21 protein-coding genes and 1 pseudogene are annotated in these 20290 nt (G+C 67.4%); 13 read left to right on the forward strand and 9 right to left on the reverse strand.

The features are described from left to right. Positions 1 to 101: 101 nt before the first annotated feature. The 5 genes and pseudogenes from OHU74_RS12940 to OHU74_RS12960 all read right to left on the reverse strand — a co-directional run bounded on the left by OHU74_RS12940 (position 102) and on the right by OHU74_RS12960 (position 4047). Positions 102 to 874 (reverse strand): annotated as a pseudogene (locus OHU74_RS12940) (YidC/Oxa1 family membrane protein insertase). 142 nt (positions 875 to 1016) lie between these two features. Continuing rightward, positions 1017 to 1352 carry a DUF6412 domain-containing protein gene (locus OHU74_RS12945; protein ID WP_371616032.1) on the reverse strand — a complete coding sequence of 112 codons (336 nt, stop codon included), beginning with the start codon at positions 1350 to 1352 and terminating at the stop codon, positions 1017 to 1019. Positions 1353 to 1445: 93 nt separating this feature from the next. After that, positions 1446 to 2927, reverse strand: a complete 1482-nt coding sequence (locus tag OHU74_RS12950) for a sodium:solute symporter (protein WP_371619667.1) — start codon at positions 2925 to 2927, stop codon at positions 1446 to 1448. 38 nt (positions 2928 to 2965) lie between these two features. Continuing rightward, positions 2966 to 3163, reverse strand: a complete 198-nt coding sequence (locus OHU74_RS12955) for a DUF3311 domain-containing protein (protein ID WP_371616033.1) — start codon at positions 3161 to 3163, stop codon at positions 2966 to 2968. A 56-nt stretch (positions 3164 to 3219) separates the two neighbouring features. Further along, a complete protein-coding gene (locus OHU74_RS12960) occupies positions 3220 to 4047 on the reverse strand; it encodes a class E sortase (RefSeq protein ID WP_371616034.1) in 828 nt (275 codons plus the stop codon). A gap of 56 nt (positions 4048 to 4103) precedes the next feature. Here OHU74_RS12960 and OHU74_RS12965 point away from each other — a divergent pair, with 56 nt between their 5' ends. The 4 genes from OHU74_RS12965 to OHU74_RS12980 all read left to right on the forward strand — a co-directional run bounded on the left by OHU74_RS12965 (position 4104) and on the right by OHU74_RS12980 (position 7910). After that, positions 4104 to 5108: a hypothetical protein gene (locus tag OHU74_RS12965; RefSeq protein WP_371616035.1), complete on the forward strand. Its 1005-nt coding sequence runs from the start codon at positions 4104 to 4106 to the stop codon at positions 5106 to 5108. A gap of 36 nt (positions 5109 to 5144) precedes the next feature. Next, positions 5145 to 5567 carry a very short patch repair endonuclease gene (locus OHU74_RS12970; protein ID WP_371616036.1) on the forward strand — a complete coding sequence of 141 codons (423 nt, stop codon included), beginning with the start codon at positions 5145 to 5147 and terminating at the stop codon, positions 5565 to 5567. 73 nt (positions 5568 to 5640) lie between these two features. After that, on the forward strand, positions 5641 to 6651 hold the full coding sequence (locus OHU74_RS12975) for a DNA cytosine methyltransferase (RefSeq protein WP_371616037.1): 1011 nt from the start codon (positions 5641 to 5643) through the stop codon (positions 6649 to 6651). Between the two features lie 74 nt (positions 6652 to 6725). Next, positions 6726 to 7910, forward strand: coding sequence for a DNA cytosine methyltransferase (locus tag OHU74_RS12980; protein ID WP_371616038.1), 1185 nt, complete (start codon positions 6726 to 6728; stop codon positions 7908 to 7910). A gap of 55 nt (positions 7911 to 7965) precedes the next feature. Here OHU74_RS12980 and OHU74_RS12985 read toward each other — a convergent pair whose 3' ends face one another. Then, positions 7966 to 9927 carry a hypothetical protein gene (locus OHU74_RS12985; RefSeq protein WP_371616039.1) on the reverse strand — a complete coding sequence of 654 codons (1962 nt, stop codon included), beginning with the start codon at positions 9925 to 9927 and terminating at the stop codon, positions 7966 to 7968. Between the two features lie 297 nt (positions 9928 to 10224). Next, positions 10225 to 10863: an ATP-binding protein gene (locus OHU74_RS12990; RefSeq protein ID WP_371616040.1), complete on the reverse strand. Its 639-nt coding sequence runs from the start codon at positions 10861 to 10863 to the stop codon at positions 10225 to 10227. Between the two features lie 214 nt (positions 10864 to 11077). On the opposite strand from OHU74_RS12990, the gene OHU74_RS12995 reads away from it, so the two are divergent. The 3 genes from OHU74_RS12995 to OHU74_RS13005 all read left to right on the forward strand — a co-directional run bounded on the left by OHU74_RS12995 (position 11078) and on the right by OHU74_RS13005 (position 13272). Continuing rightward, a complete protein-coding gene (locus OHU74_RS12995) occupies positions 11078 to 11923 on the forward strand; it encodes a helix-turn-helix domain-containing protein (RefSeq protein WP_371616041.1) in 846 nt (281 codons plus the stop codon). Beyond that, positions 11923 to 12123, forward strand: coding sequence for a DUF397 domain-containing protein (locus OHU74_RS13000; RefSeq protein WP_371616042.1), 201 nt, complete (start codon positions 11923 to 11925; stop codon positions 12121 to 12123). Before OHU74_RS12995 ends, OHU74_RS13000 begins: the two co-directional genes overlap by 1 nt. A gap of 123 nt (positions 12124 to 12246) precedes the next feature. Beyond that, on the forward strand, positions 12247 to 13272 hold the full coding sequence (locus OHU74_RS13005) for an NAD-dependent epimerase/dehydratase family protein (protein WP_371616043.1): 1026 nt from the start codon (positions 12247 to 12249) through the stop codon (positions 13270 to 13272). Positions 13273 to 13286: 14 nt separating this feature from the next. Here the strand turns inward: OHU74_RS13005 and OHU74_RS13010 are convergent, their stop codons facing one another. Next, positions 13287 to 14609, reverse strand: a complete 1323-nt coding sequence (locus OHU74_RS13010; protein WP_371616044.1) for a DNA-binding protein — start codon at positions 14607 to 14609, stop codon at positions 13287 to 13289. Positions 14610 to 14847: 238 nt separating this feature from the next. Here OHU74_RS13010 and OHU74_RS13015 point away from each other — a divergent pair, with 238 nt between their 5' ends. From OHU74_RS13015 to OHU74_RS13040, 6 genes are all read left to right on the forward strand, one after another. Further along, positions 14848 to 15063: a hypothetical protein gene (locus OHU74_RS13015; protein WP_371616045.1), complete on the forward strand. Its 216-nt coding sequence runs from the start codon at positions 14848 to 14850 to the stop codon at positions 15061 to 15063. After that, on the forward strand, positions 15060 to 15332 hold the full coding sequence (locus OHU74_RS13020; protein ID WP_371616046.1) for a hypothetical protein: 273 nt from the start codon (positions 15060 to 15062) through the stop codon (positions 15330 to 15332). Before OHU74_RS13015 ends, OHU74_RS13020 begins: the two co-directional genes overlap by 4 nt. Positions 15333 to 15500: 168 nt before the next feature. Further along, entirely contained in the window at positions 15501 to 15860 is a 360-nt protein-coding gene (locus tag OHU74_RS13025) for a hypothetical protein (protein ID WP_371616047.1), read from the forward strand. 4 nt (positions 15861 to 15864) lie between these two features. Next, on the forward strand, positions 15865 to 17166 hold the full coding sequence (locus tag OHU74_RS13030) for a radical SAM protein (protein WP_371616048.1): 1302 nt from the start codon (positions 15865 to 15867) through the stop codon (positions 17164 to 17166). Continuing rightward, complete coding sequence (locus OHU74_RS13035; protein WP_371616049.1) at positions 17163 to 18041, forward strand: radical SAM protein; 879 nt, start codon at positions 17163 to 17165, stop codon at positions 18039 to 18041. Before OHU74_RS13030 ends, OHU74_RS13035 begins: the two co-directional genes overlap by 4 nt. 14 nt (positions 18042 to 18055) lie before the next feature. Beyond that, on the forward strand, positions 18056 to 18838 hold the full coding sequence (locus OHU74_RS13040; protein WP_371616050.1) for a hypothetical protein: 783 nt from the start codon (positions 18056 to 18058) through the stop codon (positions 18836 to 18838). A 61-nt stretch (positions 18839 to 18899) separates the two neighbouring features. On the opposite strand, the gene aspS is transcribed toward OHU74_RS13040, so the two are convergent. Beyond that, positions 18900 to 20216, reverse strand: a complete 1317-nt coding sequence (aspS, locus tag OHU74_RS13045; protein WP_371616051.1) for an aspartate--tRNA(Asn) ligase — start codon at positions 20214 to 20216, stop codon at positions 18900 to 18902. Positions 20217 to 20290: the final 74 nt, after the last annotated feature.

The following is a 20290-nucleotide window of genomic DNA, read 5'->3' on the forward strand; positions in this document are numbered from 1 at the left end:
GGTGGTCGACCCATGGGCATGCCCCGGGCCGGACGATGGGTTGCGGCCATCGGAGGATTGGTCGATCCTCCAAGATGTCGACCCAATCCGCAAGACCCTGTTCACAGACTGGAACGGACCCCTCCGGCGATCTCCCGTCCGGCCCGCTCCTTGCGGTACTGGAGCCAGGCCCGCTCGGCCACCGACCAGGCGGTGGTGGTGACCAGGTACAGCCCGGCGGCCAGCGGCACCACGGCAGCCGTGATCAGCGTCCCGAACGACAGCAGGGGCAGTACGCCGCCCAGCTTGCGCATGACCTCCTGCTGCTCGGCACTCACCCCGGCGACCGCAGCCTTGCCCGCGCCCTTCCCGGCAACCGCGGCCTTGCCCGCAGCCTTGCCCGCGGCCTTGCTCCGGCCCTTGCCCCCGCCCTGGCCCCCGCCTCGGCTGCGGCCTCCGCCGCCGCGGCCGACGCCAGCGCCGCGGCCCTGCGCCCGCGGACCGCGCTCCACGCGGCCACCGCCGCGATGGCGGCGAACAGCCCGAGGAACACCAGCCCCTGCGCCCCGAACGGGCCGCCCTCCCCGAGGGCGTCCGTCCACCGGCCGCCCAGCGGGGCGGCGAGCAGCCGGTGACCGAGCAGCTCGTTGGCGGCGCCGCCGATCTCCGCCGAGGAGAAGGCCCGATACATCACGAAGAACACCGGCAGCTGGAGCAGGACCGGCAGGCAGCCGGCCGCCGGGGTCGCCCCGCGGAAGGCGGCCCGGCTGAGCGGGTGCAGCGCGAGCCGCACGAGGACGGTGAACAGCACGATCGCGGCAGCGGTCGCGGACTCGGCCAGCACCGGCTCCAGGAGCTGGCCCAGCAGGGCAACAAGATGAGTGAATACGGACACGTGGGCCCTCCGAGGGGTCTCGTCGAACGTCGAAAGACATGCATTTCGGCGTGACGACCCGCGAGGGGCGACAACGGTGATCAGCGATCACGGATCAACGATCACGGATCAGTGATCGGAAGGATCGGAAGGAGCTGCGCCCCTACGCGGCCGTCGGGACCAGACGGCCGGGCGCCCTGGGCCGCGATCGGCCCGAGGCATCGGGGTCGCGCTGCGGCAAGAACGCCGTGCGCTCCTCGCGATCACGGATCGCGGTACGTATTCGGTTCGGCGGCACGGCCCGGACCAGCCGGGCGGCCAGAGCAGAGGCGCCCACGGCCAGGGTGGCGGCGAGGGCGACCACCACCGCCCCGAGCCCGCCCTCACCGGCGAACAGCCCGAGGAACCCGCCGAGCAGCACGAGCGGCAGCAGCACGGCCACCAGGCGGGCCGGCAGCAGCCGTGCGGGAAGCAGCCGTGCGGGCAGCGGCGACAGCATGCGGCGAAGACTGCTGTGCCCGGCCATGCGAACCACCCCCCTCCGACTCCCACGCACGAACTCCCGTACGACATTCGGTACTCGACACCGATACTAACCCCGCGTGCCCACAACCCGCGGGGGCTGTGGATCACGGGCGAGCACCTCCTCGTCCGGCCGCCGGTCCCCCGCCTCCCGCGGCCCGAACCAGGTCGCCCCCAGCGCCACCGCCAGGTTCGCGCCGAGCGCGACCAGGCCCGCGTTCACGCCCCACACCGGGTCGTTGCCCGTGAAGACCAGCCCGCAGTCGACCCCGACGCCCGCCAGCAGCCCGCTCACCGCGGCAGTCAGCGTGAACCTGCGCCACACCAGCCCCAACAGCAGCATCGGTACCAGTTGCGCCATGCCCTCGTAGGAGATGAGCGAGAGCCTCACCAGGGTGTTCGGCGCGGTGTACGTCATGACCAGCGCGATCGTCCCGGCCGCCACCACCAGCTGCGAGGCGAGCTTCTGCCGCTCGCCCGAGCTCCAACGCGGCACGAGCGAGAGCACGCTGCGCCCCCACATCGTCCCGATGACCAGCATGAACACCGCCATCGGCACGATCGACGACAGCGCCGCCGCCACCCCGATCACCCCCACCGCCCACGCCGGCAGCGAGTCCACGACCAGCTTGAACAGCGCGAGGTTGGACCCGGCGCCCGCCAGTCCCGGAACGACGAACAGCGCGGCCATGCCCAGCAGCATCGGCACGAACAGCAGGACATTGTAGGCGGGCAGCAGGATCGCGTTGCGGCGCAGCGCGTCGGCGTTGCGCGCGCCCAGGTACCCGGCCACGGTGGTCGGGAAGATGACCACGGTCAGCGCGTTCAGCACCGAGGTGGACGCGAACCACGCCACCCCCAGCTCCCCGCGCCCGCCCTCGCCGCTCCCGGCGCCCGGGAGCGTCAGCCACTGCGGCCGCTCGGCCGCGAGCCGGTCGAAGAGTTCCCCGTAGCCGCCGAAGTAGTGCAGGGGCACGTACACCGCGAGGAAGGCGAGCGTGCCGATGACCAGCACGTCCTTGAGGACCGACACCCACGCGCTGCCGCGCAGTCCGCTGACGACGACGAAGCCCGTGGTGACGGCGAAGGCGATGAAGTAGGCCCACTCCAGGGACACCGTCCCGTACGTCACGGTCGAGACCACCACGCCCATTCCGGTGATCTGGAGCTGGATGTAGGGGAGCAGGAAGACCGTGGCCAGGACCGCGACGGCCGCGCCCAGCCAGGGGCGCCCGTAGCGGTGGGCCACCATGTCGGTGATGCCGACGAGGCCGTGGCGGCGCGCATAGTCCCACAGCACGGGCCCGACCACGTACCCGATCGCGTACCCGCAGGACATGTACGCGACCACGTACATCACGGGGGCGCCGTAGTTGTAGCCCCAGCCGGCCGCGCCGAGATAGCTGAAGCTCGTATACCCCTCCCCCGCCATCAGGACCCAGATGAAGACGGTCCCCAGCGAGCGCCCGCCCACCGACCACTCGGCGAGCCCGCCGCCGCCCCCGCCGCGCCCGCGCACCGCGAGCAGCCCCAGCGCGACGGTCGCCACCATGAACACGGCAAAGACGGAGGTCGCGACGGCCGCCGCGCTCACCGGTGATCACCGCGCCAGGTCAGCCACACGGCGAGCGGGGTCACCAGGGTCGACCCGATGAACCAGAGGAGCAGGAACGGTACGCCGCCGGGCCCCGGCTCCACCCGGTTCACGAAGGGCAGCGCCCCGACGAACATCACGAACGGCACGGCGAGCCACAGCAACTGAGGACGTTTCACCCATTTCACACGCACCGCCCCACACTAAGGCGCGCATGCGCAATATCGGCTGCCGCTGCCGCTGCCGCTCGTCAGCGCTTGAGCGTCCCCCACACCACGAGCCGGTACTTGGAGGTGTACTCGGGCGTGCAGGTGGTGAGCGTGATGTACGCGCCGGGCTCGCTGTAGCCGGCCTCCGGATCGACGGTGCTGCGCGGGACCGGCGCGATCACCCCGGTGTCGTGCTCGGTCGTCTGATTCAAGCTCTTCCCCACGACGTACACGTACCTGCGCCCCTTCACATCGACGATCAGCTCGTCGCCCGCCTTCAGCCGGTTGATGTAACGGAAGGGCTCCCCGTGCGTGTTGCGGTGCCCGGCGAGCGCGAAGTTCCCTTCCGCCCCGGGCTGCGCGGTCCCCGCGTAGTGCCCGGCGTACCCCTTGTCCAGGACGGACCGCTTGTCGACCCCCTGGGCGACGGGCACGACCACGCCGAGGCGGGGGATCCGCAGGACCCCGTACGCGCCCTCCTGGGGCGGCGGCTTGCTGACGGAACCGGAACCGGAGCCGGATCCAGGGGCTCGGGCGCTCCCGTCACTCGCATCGCCCCCGCCCGGGACGACGGAATCCTCCTCGGCCGCAGGGTCGTCGGATACCGGCTCGTCGGACGCTCCGGTGGACCCGGAACTCGCCCCGGGGGCACCCCACTCCCCCTCCAGTTCCGCGACCCGCTCGTGCGCGGCGGTGAGGGCCTGCCGGTTGGTCCACCACACCTGGTGCACCACCAGCAACAACACCACCACGCCTACCGTGACGGCCAGTTCACCCGCCGCCCACAGCACCCCCGCGAGACCGGCCCGGCGCGCATGCCACGCCCGCCGGCCCTTCCCCTGCACCACGACCCGCACGCGATCTCGCACGGGCGGCACCCTAAGTCCTCCCCCCTCAACTGACCAGCGGCAGTACGCTGCAAACCATGCGCCCCGACACGCCTGCCGAGCACATCGCCGAAGCCGAGCGCCTCATCCGCACGGCGACCCGCTACCCCGAGGACCAGGAGCCGCTGCTCCTCCAGGCCGCGGCCCACCTCGAACTGGCCGACGAACGCGAACGGGCGAGCGCCCTCTACGACCAACTCCTGTCCAGCGAAACGGTCGACGACCCGTCCCTCATCAAGGCCCTCCAGGCGGCCAACCTCTGGGAGTACGGCCACGAGCCCGAGGCCCGCGCCCTCATCCAGGGCATCCGCGCGGCCGCCCCCTCGGACCCGGCGCCCTGGGAGGTCATCGCCGAAGCCCTGGAGGCCCACGACGAGTTGGAGGCCTCCCACGAGTGCTTCACCGAGGCTGCGACCCTCCTGGCCCCGGACAACGCCCCCCTGACCCCCGCCACGACCGCGCTCCTCACCGGCCGCCACCGCGTACGCCGCCTCCTGGGACTCCCGCACGACGACTGGGACATGGTCGCGGACACCCGTCACATCGGCCCGATCCCGCTGGACGAACTCCACGACCCCAAGCGCATCTGGGCCCTCGGCTCCGACGACCCCGCCGAACTGCGCGCCGAGATCGCCCGCCTGCGCGCCGAACTCGGCGACCGCCGCGCCGCGCTCTCCCGCCCGTTCCCGGTGGCCATCCTCCACTGGCCCGCACGGGAACTCGCGGAGCTCCTCACCTCGTACCCCACCCTGGCGGCGGAGTACCCCTCGCACGACGCCCACCTGGCCGAGGTCGAAGCCTCCCTGCGCGCCCTGGCCGCCTCGGGCACGACCAACCTGGGCATCGTCACGGCAAGCGTCCCCTCCTACGAAGCCTTCGCAGCCTCGGAGAAGACCTCCCCGTCCTCCCCGTCCCTCCTGGCCGAGTACGCCACCACCCTGGCGGCCCGAGGCAAAGCCACCCCCTGGCCCCCGACGGGCACATCCCTCTGCTGGTGCACCTCGGGCCGTCCGTACACGGACTGCCACGGCACCTCGTTCTGAAGTCATGAGGCATCCGGGGGCCGGCATCATGCACCCATGTCAGATGCGGCCCCCTCCTCGCCAGATGTCTCGGCCCGCATGAGCCGCCAGCCATCACGCGACACCGGACCCGAGATGGCGGTACGCCGCCTTTTGCACAGGGCAGGCCTGCGCTACCGCGTGAATGTTCCTGTCCCCGGGATGCCCCGACGCACGATCGACATCGCCTGGCGTGGCGCCAAGATCGCCGTGTTCCTCGACGGCTGCTTCTGGCATGGCTGTCCAGAGCACGCGACACGCCCCAAGGCGAACGCCGAGTGGTGGCGAACCAAGCTGGAAAGGAACATGGCCCGCGACCGCGAAACCAGTGCCCATCTGGAAGCAGCAGGCTGGACTGTTCTCCGGTTCTGGGAGCACGAGGAAGCCGCCACAATCGCCAACACAGTGCGCATTGTCCGACAAAACACCCGCCGCCGGTAGGCCCAAACTCAATGCTTGCTGTCAGTTCCGTCATCTAGCCTGAGCCCTACTTCATCTAGGTGGGAGGGGCGCCTTGTCGGACAAGCAGAAGCTGACGTCGCTGGAGATATGCGCAGGGGCTGGAGGCCAGGCAATAGGACTGGAACAGGCCGGCTTCGAACACACAGCGCTCGTCGAGTACAACAGCGATGCATGCGACACCCTCGCACTAAATCGCAGTCACTGGGAAATATTTAGGCAAGATGTCCGGGACTTCGATCCACCCAGAGATGCTGGTATCAATCACGTCGACCTCCTGGCAGGCGGAGTACCCTGCACGCCATATTCCGAGGCTGGCCAACAGCTCGGGAACAAGGATGAACGCGACCTGCTCCCAGAAGCCCTTCGACTCACAGAGATCCTCCGCCCGAAGGCACTCATGATTGAGAATGTCGAGACTTTGGCGGTGCAGAAGAAGTTTGCGGGCACCCGCAAGGCGCTTTCCGATCGCTTGAGGGATCTGGGATATAGGTTTCACATCAACGTCTTGGACGCCCAAGACTTTGGCGTCGCTCAGAGGCGTCGCCGAACCGTAGTGGTCGCCCTCAGAGACGACATCTCCGCGACATTCCAATGGCCACTGCCCAACTGGGAGCTTGCCCCAACAGTGGGTGAAGTCCTCCAAGAGTCCATGGCTTCGAACGGCTGGTCGGGAGCGGCCGAATGGGCGCGGGGCGCATCCAGCGTCGCCCCCACCTTGGTGGGCGGCTCCATGAAACATGGCGGCGGCGACCTGGGCCCCCGAAGGAGCAAACTCGAATGGGCTCGAATGCGCGTCAACGGCAACTCGACAGCCGCGACTCCCCCTGACCCTAATTTCATCCTCAAGCACAACCACGGAAAGAACGGATGGGAGGGGTATCCCAAGCTGACCTATTCACAAGCGGCTTTGCTGCAGGGGTTCCCACCGGACTGGAGGTTCTCCGGCTCCAGGACGGCGGCCTACAAGCAGATCGGCAACGCCTTCCCCCCACCCGTAGCGCGGGCCGTTGCGTCCTCGATCGCAGAAGCCTTGACCTCTGCGGCAGGAGGCACGGCCGCGTGAATGCACCGGCCTCTACCCTGACCCTGACCTCGGGCGGTCGATCGAGGGGTCCGCGAGTCTGTAGTCTGTCTGCTATGCCCGCCCGCACTTCTGCCCCCCTCAACGTCGTCGACCTCTTCGCCGGCTGCGGCGGCTTCACCCAGGGGTTCCACTCGTACGAGCCGCCCTCGGGTGGACCCTCCCCCTTCAAGACCGTCGCTGCCGTTGAGTTCGACCAGGCCGCAGCAGCCACTTACGCCTCGAACTTCGGCGAAGAAGTCGTCTTTCCTGGAGACATTAAAAAATGGGACCCGACGCCTCACATCGGGAACGTTGATGTAATCCTGGGCGGCCCCCCCTGTCAGGGATTCTCGGGATTGGGGAAGGAAGACCCCAAGGATCCAAGGAATCAACTTTGGCGCGAATACGTGAAGGTTGTATCCGCACTGGAGCCCAAGGTATTCGTCATCGAGAATGTTGATCGATTCTTCAGGTCTGCAGAATATCAGGCCCTGTTGAGGTCAAAGAAAAATGGCCTACTGAGGAAATACAACCTCAGTGAGGGGATCCTAAATTCTGCCGATTACGGCGTCCCGCAGGCTAGAAAGCGGGCGATCGTGATCGCCACACGTCGCGATCTACCCATGATCGAAATCCCGACACCCACCCACACGAAGCACCGGATCGACAGAGAACTAGCCTTGTTCGATCACCCGGGTGGGACATGGGAGACGATCGACGAAATCTTTGCCGAAACCACAAAGATGGAACTATCTACACTACCCGAACGTAAGACAGAATTGTTTAACAGGGAGTTCCCGGGGGTTTTTCTCACCAGCGAACTCCACCTTCGCAGAAATCCAACCGCCCTGTCACTAGCTCGATACCGCGCGATCGGGCCTGGAGGGAACAGGAACGACCTGCGAGGGAAAACCGCTCTCATAGAAGGAGAGGTCGTCGACCTTTCCACGGAGAGCTGGGATCGCCATAACAAGGGCTCCGGTGACGTGATGGGAAGGCTCCGACTTGGTGCGCCTTCTGTGACAATCCGCACCGAATTCTTCAAGCCTGAGAAGGGGCGCTATTTGCACCCTTCAGCGAATCGCCCGATTACACATTACGAGGCCGCGCGCATCCAGGGTTTCCCTGAGACATTCAAGTGGTGCGGCACCAAAGTTCAGATCGCTCGTCAAATCGGGAACGCTGTCCCGATCGGACTCTCAGCCGCGCTTGCCAAGCACCTGCACAACCACCTGTCTCGGGTTGCACAGCACCGATAAAGCAAAGAAGATGGCCCCCACCGCACAGATGAGCGGTGGGGGCTCACTCACTCCACTACTGGCTGTTCGCCCTGCTGCCGAACTGACCGCCGCCTTGCGTCAGGATCCGCTGCTCAACGTTCACGAGCCCCAGTAGAGCTGCAGAAAGTGCCTGCGGGGTGAGCAGTTCCTGAACGTCCTCCTCACCGATTACCAGCGGCTCGCCGTCAATCCCCTTGGCGACCAGGGTGCCGTTGAGACGCTGGGCGTGCACCACGTGAGCCACAGCTTCCTCCCCGTACACCTTCTGAATCAGATCCGCGACCTTCCCCGGGTCGGCCTTCGGCCACACACTCTCCGTCCAGTAATTGATCTCCTGAACGAAGACGGGGTGGCGCTCATTCAGGAGCACGAGACCTCGTGATTGATTGCCATCCTCCATCTGTCGCCCATCCTTCTCGTCATACCGAGCGAGGAATTTGGCTTCGTCCTGTTCGAACCTCTTCCATTTGTAACCCGGGAACCCTCCTCGCAGACGAGCGACACTGCCCGGAACAGAGCCTCCGACCGCCGGCGCCAGGATCTGACGTACGCCTTCGGTGCCGCCCGTGCCGCCCCCAACACCGCGCGCACTCCTCGGGGCAACCACACGTCGCCCCGGAGTCCCCGCAGCCCCCCCACTCGGAAACCCCATGACGAGGCCCGCTGCGGAGCTCAGCAGTCGCGACGCCTTGAACCTCGGGTTGAGGCGGTCCAGGATGCGGGAGAGGTTCTTGGCCATGTCCTTGTCGCCATGCCCCTTGCTCTCCGACCGTGCTTCATCACGAACGCGAGCAAGCTCTTCGGGGAACATCGCAAAGAAGCTGTCTCCCCACCGTTCCCAGGGGAGATCTACACCACCCTTACTCATGAGCATGTTCCGCGAGGCTTGCGTCAGGACGCCCCACTCAGTCGGTCGCGTGTCGCTGTACACAGGAGGGTGGAGAATCAGCCAGGTTCGCCCTCTGATTTCATCCGTGATGCCGAACTGGCGATAGCGGCTCTTCGTCGACTCCGCGTGGTAGAGCTCGCTCTGATAGTCGACTGCGACGACGGGGTGCGGGTTGACGTAGTCCTTGCCGCCCTTGACCGGAGCCTCCGGCTCGGGGACGTAGAACCACTCAGCAGTTGTCCCGTGATCGTCGACAACCACAGACCCGCTGATCGCACTGTCAGGAATGAAGTGGCGAAGACCATAGATCCTGCGGGGGCGCCAAACCATGTCCTGCCCCAGAGGAAGCATGACGGTCTTGTCCTTGCTCCCACGGCGATCGGCGCTCTTGCGCTCATAGAGGTCGAGGACCGTGGTTTCGATCGGCTCACCACTTCGCCGAGGAACATCGAGTAGGCGCCCGTTGAGATAACGGATCAACCCATCCACGGACTCGTTGCGCGAGGGTTCGGGGTCGCCTTGCCAAGTGTCGCAGGTGGCAGAGTTTCCGAGCAGGACCATGATGGTCCCGGTCTCCATCCACGCCGGTTTGATGGCGCCCCAGTCGCACCCGTACTCGGCATCGGCGAAGGGCTCGACCACAGGCACATGGGAGACGAACTCTCCCTCATCGTCGTGTGCACGCCATTCTCGAAGTGCGTAGTTCCCATCCTTGTCCCGATAGATCCAGAGCATCGCGCCCTGAGGATGGTCCCTCGTGTAGCTGATCACGACGACACCGTGTGGATTCCAAGGTAGAACTGCCGACTTGAAGCCCTGGCCGAAGTTGGCATCCATCCCGATCGGCTTGCCGCCGCCACCGAATGTGGTCAGGAAGATCTTGAGGTCCTCCGGCGCCATACCCTCGCCGTTGTCCATGATCGTCCGACGCAGGACACCCTGACTCTCGGCCGCTTGCTCCTCGATGCCGAACTGGATGACTGAGGCGTTGCTCTCCTCGGAGTTCCTCCAGGCCTCTCTGGCCCACTGATAGGGGCCACCTGCCTCGTACGCCTGACGGATCAGCTGATGGGTTGCTTCCGTGGGCACATGAACGTACCTGGGCATCACGCACTCCTTATCCCCTAGAGCGTTCAAGCCCTAGAAGTGTCGGCAAGGACAGCTGCCCTTGCTGCAGAGCACGGTAGACCCAAGCAGCCTCCTCTCGTATACGTTTTCCGGCCGTTCCTCGAACGTTTCCTAACTCAGAAGAGCGTCAGCAGGTCCGCCTGGATCGCATCCCATCCCGCGCCACGGAACAGCGCTACTGGCACGCGACTTGAGCGCCTACCTGGGTCACCCCCGCGGCCACAACAGATGCCGGTGGCCGCGGGTTCGCAGAGTTACTCCTCCTCCACCACGTCCCTATGCCGCCTCGGCCTCCCCCTCGTAGCAGCTCTGGGCACGATCCAGAATGTCGTCCGGGTCGCAGCCCTGGGCAGCCAGCCACTGGAGGACATCGGTGATGAGGTCCGTCACAGACTCCTCCATCGCCTGCGGGCGCCAAACGGCTGCAGGGAACGGACTGTCGAAGAGGTCGCGGTAGGCCGCCAGGACGGCCGCTCCGCGTTGGATCCGCCGGCACTGGCGGTCCGATTGGAGTGCAAGTTCGCACCAAACCGCCTTGCCTGTGGCCGTTAGAACCGTGCCCCAGTCGACCGCCAGGGCGGCCAGCATCTGCAGGCCGCGGCCGGATTCCTCATCACGGGACTGCTGCGCCACCACAGGGGCGCTATGGCTCTTGTCGTGGATCTCTACGCGCAGACGGCCCTCCGTCGGCGTCGGCTCCAGTACCAGCGTCGCGGAGGTGCCAACACCCACATGCTTGATCACATTGGTCGTGAGTTCCGTGACAGCCAGTTGCGCATCGTCAGTGAGGGTCGGAAGGCCCCAGACAGCAAGCTGATCTCTGACGATGCGCCGCAGGAGCGGCAGTTCCACAGGCTCCGCTGCGAACGGCAGAACACAGCGGGATCGGGTATCGACAGTCGGGTATCCGCTCATGGGGCTCCCTCCCATGCCACGACAGCGCCTGCACCAGCCGTATCCGTACGACTGCGCCGCGTAGCGTCACGAGTGGAGTATGGCATTGAGAGATCTCACGATGTAACTTCTCACGAGAATCGTCCGGGTGAATCCCCGACGACACAACGCCCGTCGCACATAACCTTGTTGCCTCCACTCCGGCAGCAGAAGAGCATCTCGGGAGACGGCACCCATGTCAGCCAGAGCGACCACCCGGCGCCGACAGCTCGGGGCGACCATGCGCAAGCTGCGTGCCCGCGCCGGCATGACTCTGGAGGAGGCCGGCAGCCTCGTCGGCGTATCAAAGGCCACCGTCAGCCGGTACGAAACCCAGGAGGGGCCGATCAAGTGGCCCATCGTGGAGGCGTTGTGCCGTGAATACCGGGCCACGGATGCCGAGCGGAAGGCCGTCGTAGAGCTCGCGAAGGGCGTGAAGCGGCAAGGATGGTGGAACTCCATCGCCGACTCGATTCCGGAGAGCATGAATCTGCTGCTCACCCTGGAGGACGAGGCCGTGAGGGAGGACCACTTCAACTGCCTCTACATTCCCGGGCTTCTCCAGACACGCGCCTACACAGAGGCCGTCCAGTACGCCTCGGAGATGAGGCTGCCGCCCGAGGAGATCGAGCGGCTCGTCGATATCCGGATGAGGAGGCAGGAGATCCTCGACCGCCCCAGGCCTCCGCACGTCTGGGCCATCCTCGACGAGTCGGTGATCCGTCGGGTCGTGGGATCGCGGCAGGTGATGCGAGCTCAGCTGGAACGCCTCCTTGAGGCCAACGAATCTCGGCACATCACCTTGCAGGTACTGCCCTTCGCTAGGGGAGCGCACTCTGCCGCCATGGGCAGTTTCGTGATCATCGGCGGCCCGGAGCCGTCCTTGGATGTCGTGTACCTGGACACTCACGTCGGCTCGCTGTTCATGGAGCAGGACGAAGAGCTGGACCGTTACCGGCTTGCTTTCGATTACCTCCGCGCACAAGCGTTGGACATGGCTGCATCATCAGCCCTGATCGAACGCGTCCACGAGGAGTTGTAATGCATCCCGATTCCCCGGCCATAGGCAGCGCCGTCTGGTTCAAGTCCTCCTACAGCGGAGCCGAGCACAGCGAGTGTGTCGAGGCAGCATTCCTCGCTGACTCGACCGCTCTGCGTGACTCCAAGCGACCGACCCGGGGAACCGTTTCCTTCGGGGATGCGGCTTGGCGCGCCTTCATCGATGGGCTGGGGAACCAGTAGCCATAGCCGCAGTCCGCAGCCGCAGAGAAAGCCCTGGAAGATCGCCAGGCACTTCGTGGGGTCACCCGCTCGTCATCAGGCTGGGATGGTGCCCGCATGGTGCTTCGTGGCAGGGTCGGTCTTATGCGGATTTTGGTGATGGGCGGTACCTGGTTCCTGGGTCGGGCGATCGTTGAAGACGCCCTCCGGCGCGGGTGGGACGTGACGGCGTTCAACCGGGGCCGCTCCGGTGCGGTCGAGGGCGCCGACACCGTCCGGGGTGACCGGACCAGCTCCGAGGACTTGAAACGGCTCGCCTCACACGGACCGTGGGATGCCGTGATCGACACCTCCAGCAGCGAGTTCCCTCCCCGTGATGTACTGCTCGCCGCCGATGCCCTGCGCCCGGTCGCCGCTCAGTGGGTGCATATCTCCACGGTGTCCGTCTACGAGGAGTGGCCCCATCACCCGCTCACCGAAGACTCCCCGCTGCTGGAGTGCCCGCCGGACGCCGATGAAGCGTTCGGGCATACCGGTGGCGACGGCAGCCCGACGAAGTACGGGTTCCAGAAGGCAGGGGGAGAAGCTGCCGTGCGCTCCGCCTTCGGAGACGACGTGGCGTTCCTGCGGCCCGGGGTGATCTTGGGGCCTGGTGAGTACGTCGGCCGCCTGCCATGGTGGCTCACCCGTGCCCAGCGTGGCGGCCCGATCGTCGTGCCGGCGCCAGCCGCCCAGGTGATCCAGCCCGTGGATGTGCGGGACGTCGCTGCCTTCGCAGTCGATCAGGCCGCCAGCACCGATGGCCCGGGACAGGCGTTCAACATCGCCCACCCCGAGGGCATCAGCTGGGGCGACTTCATTGCCACGTGCCTGGCCGTCACCGATAGCACCGGCAGCCCAGCGTGGGCCGATGCGGCAGAACTCACCGCGCACGGCGTCAAGCAATGGACGGAGCTTCCGCTGTGGCGCACCCACTCCGGGGTGTGGTCAGTCGGCGCCTCCCGCGCCGTGACGGCCGGGCTTCGCTGCCGTCCGCTCGCCGACACCATTGCCGACACCTGGGCGTGGATGCAGGCAGACGGCCGACCGGTCGAACACCCGCGGTGGGCCGAACACGGCGTGGACCCGGCCAAGGAAGCCCGGATCCTCGCCGCCCTTGGTCACCCGTAGGCATGGGGGCGGGGTCAAGGCTCGATGGCGAGGAGCCCACTTCCCGTACCCAGCTGCCTCGGCGCCGAGAGGCGCCCGAATTCCTCGATCTGTTCGCCGAGCGTGACAGCCACCCGCGTCTCCCTGAACGAGGGGGCCGTCAGAGCTCGGCGCAAACCGCCGGTGCGCTCCAGCAGCCCCGCCACACGCTGTTCCGCCGGGATCGCCCACACCGTCTCCAGCGTCGCTGCCGCCGCGTCCAGGTCGCCCCGGAGCAGCTGCGCGGCGGCGAGGTCGGCTGCGGCCTTGCCGCGTACCGGTACCGACTGCCGGGCCGACGGCCGGGATGCGACCAGATCCAGCGCCCGTTGCGCCGTCACCTCCGCCCCTGCCCCGTCGCCGACGAGCAGGGCGGTAGTGCCGTTGGACATCAGCAGTCGCTCCTCGTTGAAGGCGAACTCACCGCCGACGTCATCGTGCAGGGCGTCCCGCTCGCCGCTGTCCTGCCGCGTGGACGCGATGAGCGCGCGGGTGGCCCGCTCGCGGTCCCCGAGGTGCCCGTGGGCGCGGGCTTCGATGGACAGCAGCCGCCGCCTGGCCGTGTCGCCCAGACCGGCGTAGGCCAGGGCGGTCCGCGCATGCCGTATGGCCTCCGAAGGTCGGCCCGTGAAATAGGCGCAGATTGCCAAGGACCCGGTGGCGTAGGCCCGTAGAGGATCGAAGCGCGCCATCTCCCCGTAGAGGGCCGCCGATCGGGCGAGGCGTGCCGAGTCGTCCAGGGCGCCGAGGTCGAACGCGGCGGTCGACAGCAGCGCGCACGCCTGTCCCGCCACTATCAGCAGGTCCTGCTGCTGCACGGGCACCTTGGTGAGTCCGCGTTGGTGCTCCGCCTCCGAGCGTAGGACCTTCGCCCGCCGGAACACGTCGAAGGCGCTCACGGTGCCGTACGCGCGGGCGAGAAACAGGGCGTCGTCACGGAGCTGGTCGATGGTCGTGTCGGATACGGACTGCGCGGCGGCAGCCCCCGCCTCATCAGCGGCGTCACGTGCGGTCATGGCGATTTCACTTTCGAGGTCGTACGCAGTGGGAGCCACCGAGGTCGAGGTCGACAGTGCGGGCGGCGGCCCGAACAGTGACGTGGCCTCCACGTCGAAGAGCTGCTCCAGTACCCGGCACGTGTCCGGTCCGGGCATGGTTTTGATCCGGCCCGACGTCCACCGCCGGAACTGTGCCTCCGAGACCGACATGCCCCGCACGTCGGCCTGTGAGGCCGCACGCTCGAACGCCGTGACGAAGTCCCTGTAACGCCAATGCCGTTGCTGGACTAACACGCGCAGCAGCGTCGCCGGATCGCCCATCGGTCGCTCCCTCAAGGTCAGGAGACGGGCCACATCGCGCCCCGTTCCACTTCGTGCCTACTGGCCAACACCCCTGCTGCGCAATGAAATCCGTGCAGATGACATCGCGGTGCCACCTCCATGACACCCCGATCACCCTGGCGAGCACCAGATGACACCAACCGCATCGTGGTCGTGACACCCGCACCAGAGGGACTCTTACGCCACCTCGAAGACCCCCGGCGAAAGGGAGTGGGACGTGAGCAGCCCCCGGCTTCCCCGACGAACCCCCGGCGCGAGCAACACCCGCTACGAGGCCGTCGTGTCCCCGTACCTGGAGACGGACGCCAGCACCCCGTCGGAGCGCCGCGGTCTGCCCAGGGCCGCCGAGGCGTTCCGTAGCAGGAACGGCGATCCCTCCACCTGGAGCTCCGCCCAGTTCGACGCCTTCCTCGGCCTCGGCGGAGCCCAATGAGCACGGCTGGGGAGGCGAATGTCTGGGTCACGGAGGACACCGGGCACCGGCTCCTCGGCCAGGACGTCGCCCACCCCGCCAGCGGACGTCGCGGAACCGTGGGTGCAGTCCTGATCTACGTATCGAAACTCACCGATAGGCCGGCCAGGAAGGTGGCCCACATGCGCCCGCTGGACCACTCGGGTCGGGAATGGACCGCCGATCCGGACACTCTCCAGCTCCTCCAGCCGATCACCCACTCGGCACAGACCAGCCGCACGAAGGGCTGAACAGGCTTCCCGACCGGTGCTGATCAAGCGGTCGGCACCGGTGGGGAACGGCGCCCCGGGCGCCATGCACGAAACCGGCGAGGTGCCACACGGCACCAGACCGGCGGCACCAGAGCGGATCCAAGCTGCCCGTCCCGGGCAGTCACCCTTCCACCAAGGAGATCAGCTATGCCGAAGCCCAGGAAAGAGAAGCAGAACCACCTCATCTACGCGGACGTCGTGGACTCCAAGTCCAAGGCGGGCGTGTGGATGGGTGAGCGTGCTTCCTTCCGCGACAAGCAGGGCCGCATCCTGGAAGCCCTGAAGGACCGCACCGACTGGGTCAGCCTGGAGGGCGCGGTCATGGTCATCAGCACCGAGCCGGCCGGTCTCACGGTCATCGCGCCGAACCCGACGCTCCCCGGTGTGATCGTCCTCTCCGACGGCGGTTCCCCCGCGGCCTCCGCCCGGCTCCAGGCCGACGCCGAGGACAAGGTCCGCGCCGTCATGGCCGAGCTGGGCATCGCCGAAGAGGAATCGGCGGCCTGACCCAGTGGCCGCTCCCCAGCTGCTGTGGGGGAAATACTTCCAGTACGACCGGGACGGCGAGGCTGTCCTCCTCGACCCGGTCACGCTGGAGAGTGTGCTTCTCGACTCCGGCGAGGTCTCTGACCTCGCCGGGGTCCCCCCGACCGCGACCCACTTAGCCCTCGCCGGGCTCGGCTTCACGAAGGACGGCCCCGCGGCCGACCGCCGTGAAGCACTCCACCACCGCCTCCACACCCTGGGCATCGACCCGACGCCGCGCAGGATCAGCGGCCTTCGGGTGGTGCTCACCGACCGCTGCAACATGGCCTGCACGTACTGCTTCGTCGACACCAACAGCGGCAAGCCGGATATGACGGAGCAGGAGCTCGCCGCCGGCCTTGAGTTCCTGTTCGAGCAGAACGCGGGGCAGGAGGAGGTCTCGATCCAGTGGTTCGGCGGCGAGCCGACCATCCGCTTCGACCTCATGCAGTACGGCGACGAACTCGCCGACACCCTCGCCGCCCGCTACGGCGTCGAGCGGGTCCGGCGCACGGTCGTCACCAACGGCGCCCGCCTGACGGACGAGGCCCTCGACCACTTCGTACAGCGCGAGTACGGGGTGGGCATCTCCATCGACGGCCCTCCGGGGATCAACTCAGCGAACCGGCTGCTCCTCGGCGGCCAGCCCGCCGACGACCGCATCCGCCGCAACGTCCGGCGCCTGGTCGAGGCGAAGGGCCTGCACGTCGGCTGCAACCTCACCCCGACGGCGTCGAACATCGGACGCCTCGCCGAGAGCGTGCAGTGGATCATCGACGACCTCGGCCTCAAGTTCATCTACGTCAACACGCCCATCCCCACCGGGGGCGAGTGGCGGGTGAACGGCGCGGACCTGGCCCGGGAGCTCTACGAGGCCCGCCTGACCGCGCTCGGGAAGGGCGGGATGCTCTTCTCCGTCCTTGACCGGGCCTTCCAGGCCCTCGACACCCGTCGGCCGATGCTGTTCGACCACATGCAGGGCGACCGCAGCCTCAACGCCGCCCTGTTACCCGGCAACCGGGTCAGCGTGTGCGACATCAACTTCACCGAGCCCGAGTTCCTCCACACACTCGACGAGCTGCGGTCGGACCCCAGCCGCCTCACAAGGGCGACGAAGAAGGTCGCGCCGATCCCCGCGTGCGGCGACTGCCCGGCGCTGGCCATCTGTGGCGGCCCGTCCCGCAACGAGCAGGCCCTCATCGGCGGCAGCACCCCCGACCCGCAGATGTGCGCCTTCTACACCAACACCGTGGCCATCGCGGTATGGGACAACACGGGGGTGCAATGAGCACCCCGGTCCGTACGGCGCTGATCTCGACGGCGGGGCACTGCGAGGTCGCGTGCAGTTTCTGCTTCCGGGCCGACCGCGCCCGCGGCTTCCTCACCACCGCGACGTACACGCGTGCCCTGTCGCGGCTGAAGGAGACCGGGGTCGAGGGCGTGTGCCTCACGGGCGGTGAGCCGACCCACCACCCAGAGCTCCGGCAGCTCGTCCGCCTGGCCCTCCAGTTCGGCATGACGGTGTCCATGGTGACCTCGGCCCGCTCCCAGGCTGAGGTCGCTGCCCTCGCGGAGGTCGGTCGCCTTCTGACCAACGTGACCGTCTCCGCGGACTCGCAGGGCGCAATGACGCTTGGCCGCACCACACGGACGGCGGCCTCGGCTGTCGCGACGCTGGACGCCGTCGACACCCCCTCGAAGGTCCTTCACCTCACCTACTGGGATGTGGACGACGAGGAAGCCGCCCAGCTCGCCGACCTCGTAGCGGGAACGGGGATCGACATCCAGTTGAGCCCCGTCCTCCTCTCCGAAAGCGCCCTGCGCCGGGACAGCCGATCACTCCAGGACTCCCTGATGCAGAGGGCGCGCGACACGGCGGCACTCGACCAGTACTTCCGCCTGTCCAACGGATACCGGTCCTACCTCGACGACCTGCGGCAGCTACAGCTGTCCAAGGAGGAGAGCCACCCCTGTCGATCGGCCACCCTCTACATGTCGGCCGACGGTGAGGTGCGGCACTGCCCCTACGGAGCATCCGAGGTCAGTGTCCACGCCCCACGTACCGAGATCCGAGCCTTCCTCGACGCGCCGGCCACGGACCGCGTCGGGCCCGACTGCGCCGCCATCTGCCGGCCCGCGTCCCGCGACTGCGCGGCGGCCTGACCTTGGGGGTCCACGTGCAACCGTCGGTCTCCGTCACCGATCCCAACGACTTCAACAGCCACTGGAGGCAGCCGCCGAACTTCCGCATGCAGGTCCCGTTCGACTACCTGTTCCTACCGGCGATCGACATCCTCGACCACGTCCGCCGGGACGAGGAGGTGCGGTTCACGGTCCTCGGCGAGGATGACTGGGCGGTGCGCATGGAGCGCACGGCCGCGTTCCGGACGGCCCCGGTCGAGGAGATCGCCACGTGGCCGTTCCGTCTGGTGCACTTCAACCTGACCCGGCTCTACAGCGAGATCCTGGCCGGCTTCCAGGACGAGGTCATGGTGCCCTGGCGCACTCACCTGTCGTCGCAGGGATTCACGTGGCAGCGGTGCGCGCCCATCCTCTTCCTGTCCACCGAGGGGGCGGCCTCGACCTACCACAACGACAACTCGCACGGTCTGGTGTGGCAGGTCCAAGGGATCAAGACCTTCCACAGCTACCACAACCCCGACAAGCACCTGTCCCCCGAAGCCGCGGTCCTCGGTGAGACCACCGCCGAAGATCCCCCACCGCACGACGAGGCGCAGCGGCAGTCGGTGACGATGCAGCCCGGCGACCAGCTGTGGAGCCACGCCCTGACCCCGCACTGGGTCACCACCGAATCGCCACTCGCGCTCAGCGTCACCCTCTCCCACGGGGGCCTGTCCCACCGCGGCCGATACGCCGACCGCGAGCTGGCCCTGCGCGACCACTGGGACAAGAACCCCGCCGAGGCGTGGACCTTCGACCTCGGCCACACCCGGTATTGAGCGAGCCCCAGCTGCCCCACCGCCAGACAGGCGGTGGGGCAGTGGAGCGTCTACCCCTGGCTCAGGGGGTGAGGCGGTTCGGTCCCCGGAAGAGGAACGCTGCCTCGCGGATCGAGTCCAAGCCGAGCATGACCATCAGGATCCGCCCCAGGCCGGCACCGAGGCCGCCGTGGGGCGGGCACCCGAACCGGAAGATGTTCATGTAGTCCTGCATCGGCTCGGTGTCCATGCTCTTCTCCTCCGCCTGCTTGAGCAGCACGTCGGAGCGGTGCTCACGCTGGGCCCCGGTGGTGATCTCCAGGCCCTTCCAGAGCAGGTCGAAGCTGAGCGTCAGGTCCGGCCGGTCCGCCGGACGCATGTGGTAGAAGGGCCGGATGCTGGCCGGGTAGTGCGTGATGAACACGAACTCGTGGCCGGTGAGCTCCTTCATGTGGGCGGCGATGGTGCGCTCACCTTCCGGGTCCAGATCCTCCTTGACGCCTTCGGGGTCCCAGCCGCTGGCCCGCAGGATCTCCTGTGCCTCGGCCATCGTGATCCTGGGGAACGGAGCCTCCGGCACGACGACCTCGATCCCGAAGATCTCCTGGATCGCCTCACCGTGGATCTCGGCGACCTTCGCGATGGCGTGGGCGAGCATCCGCTCCTCGAAGGCCATCACGTCCTCGACGTCGTCGATCCACGACAGCTCGATGTCCACGCCGGTGAACTCGGTCGCGTGCCGGGAGGTGTACGACGGCTCGGCGCGGAAGACAGGCCCGATCTCGAAGACCCGGTCGATGCCGGCGGCCACGGCCATCTGCTTGTAGAACTGTGGAGACTGCGCGAGGTAGGCCGACCGGTCGAAGTACCCGAGCTTGAACACCTCCGCGCCGGACTCCGAGGCAGTGCCCATCAGCTTCGGCGTGTGCATCTCGGTGCAGCCGTTCTGCATGGCGTACTCGCGCAGCCCCTGCTCCAGGGTCGTCTGCGCGGCGAACACCATCTGCGCGGTGGCCCGCTTGCGTACGTCGAGGAACCGCCAGTCGAGCCGGTGCTCGGGGCCGGTGTGCTCGTCGATCGGCAGTGGCGTCTCCGCCCGGTTCAGCACCTCGATCGTCTCGGGGACGATCTCCAGGCCACCCAGGTTGACCTGGGCCGCCTCTACGACGCGGCCGGTGATCCGGACGGCGGACTCGGGGGTGAGCGATTCGATGACGGCTTCGAGCGGGCCGCCGTCGCGCTTGTGGGTCACCTGGGCCATGCCGGAGTGGTCCCGCAGGATGACGAACTGCATCTTGCGCTGCAGCCGGAGCGCGTTCACCCAGCCGGAGACGGTGACGGTCTGGTCGAGGTGTGCGCGTAGGTCAGAAGCCAGTACGCGGCTAGTCGTGTGGATCATCGCAGCCCTCCAGGGGCGTCGTCATGATCCCTTGGAAGCGTGGGCGAGAAGGGTACTCGCGGTGCCACCACGCC

The organism is Streptomyces sp. NBC_00454 (genome assembly GCF_041434015.1).
Classification (GTDB): Bacteria; Actinomycetota; Actinomycetes; order Streptomycetales; family Streptomycetaceae; genus Streptomyces.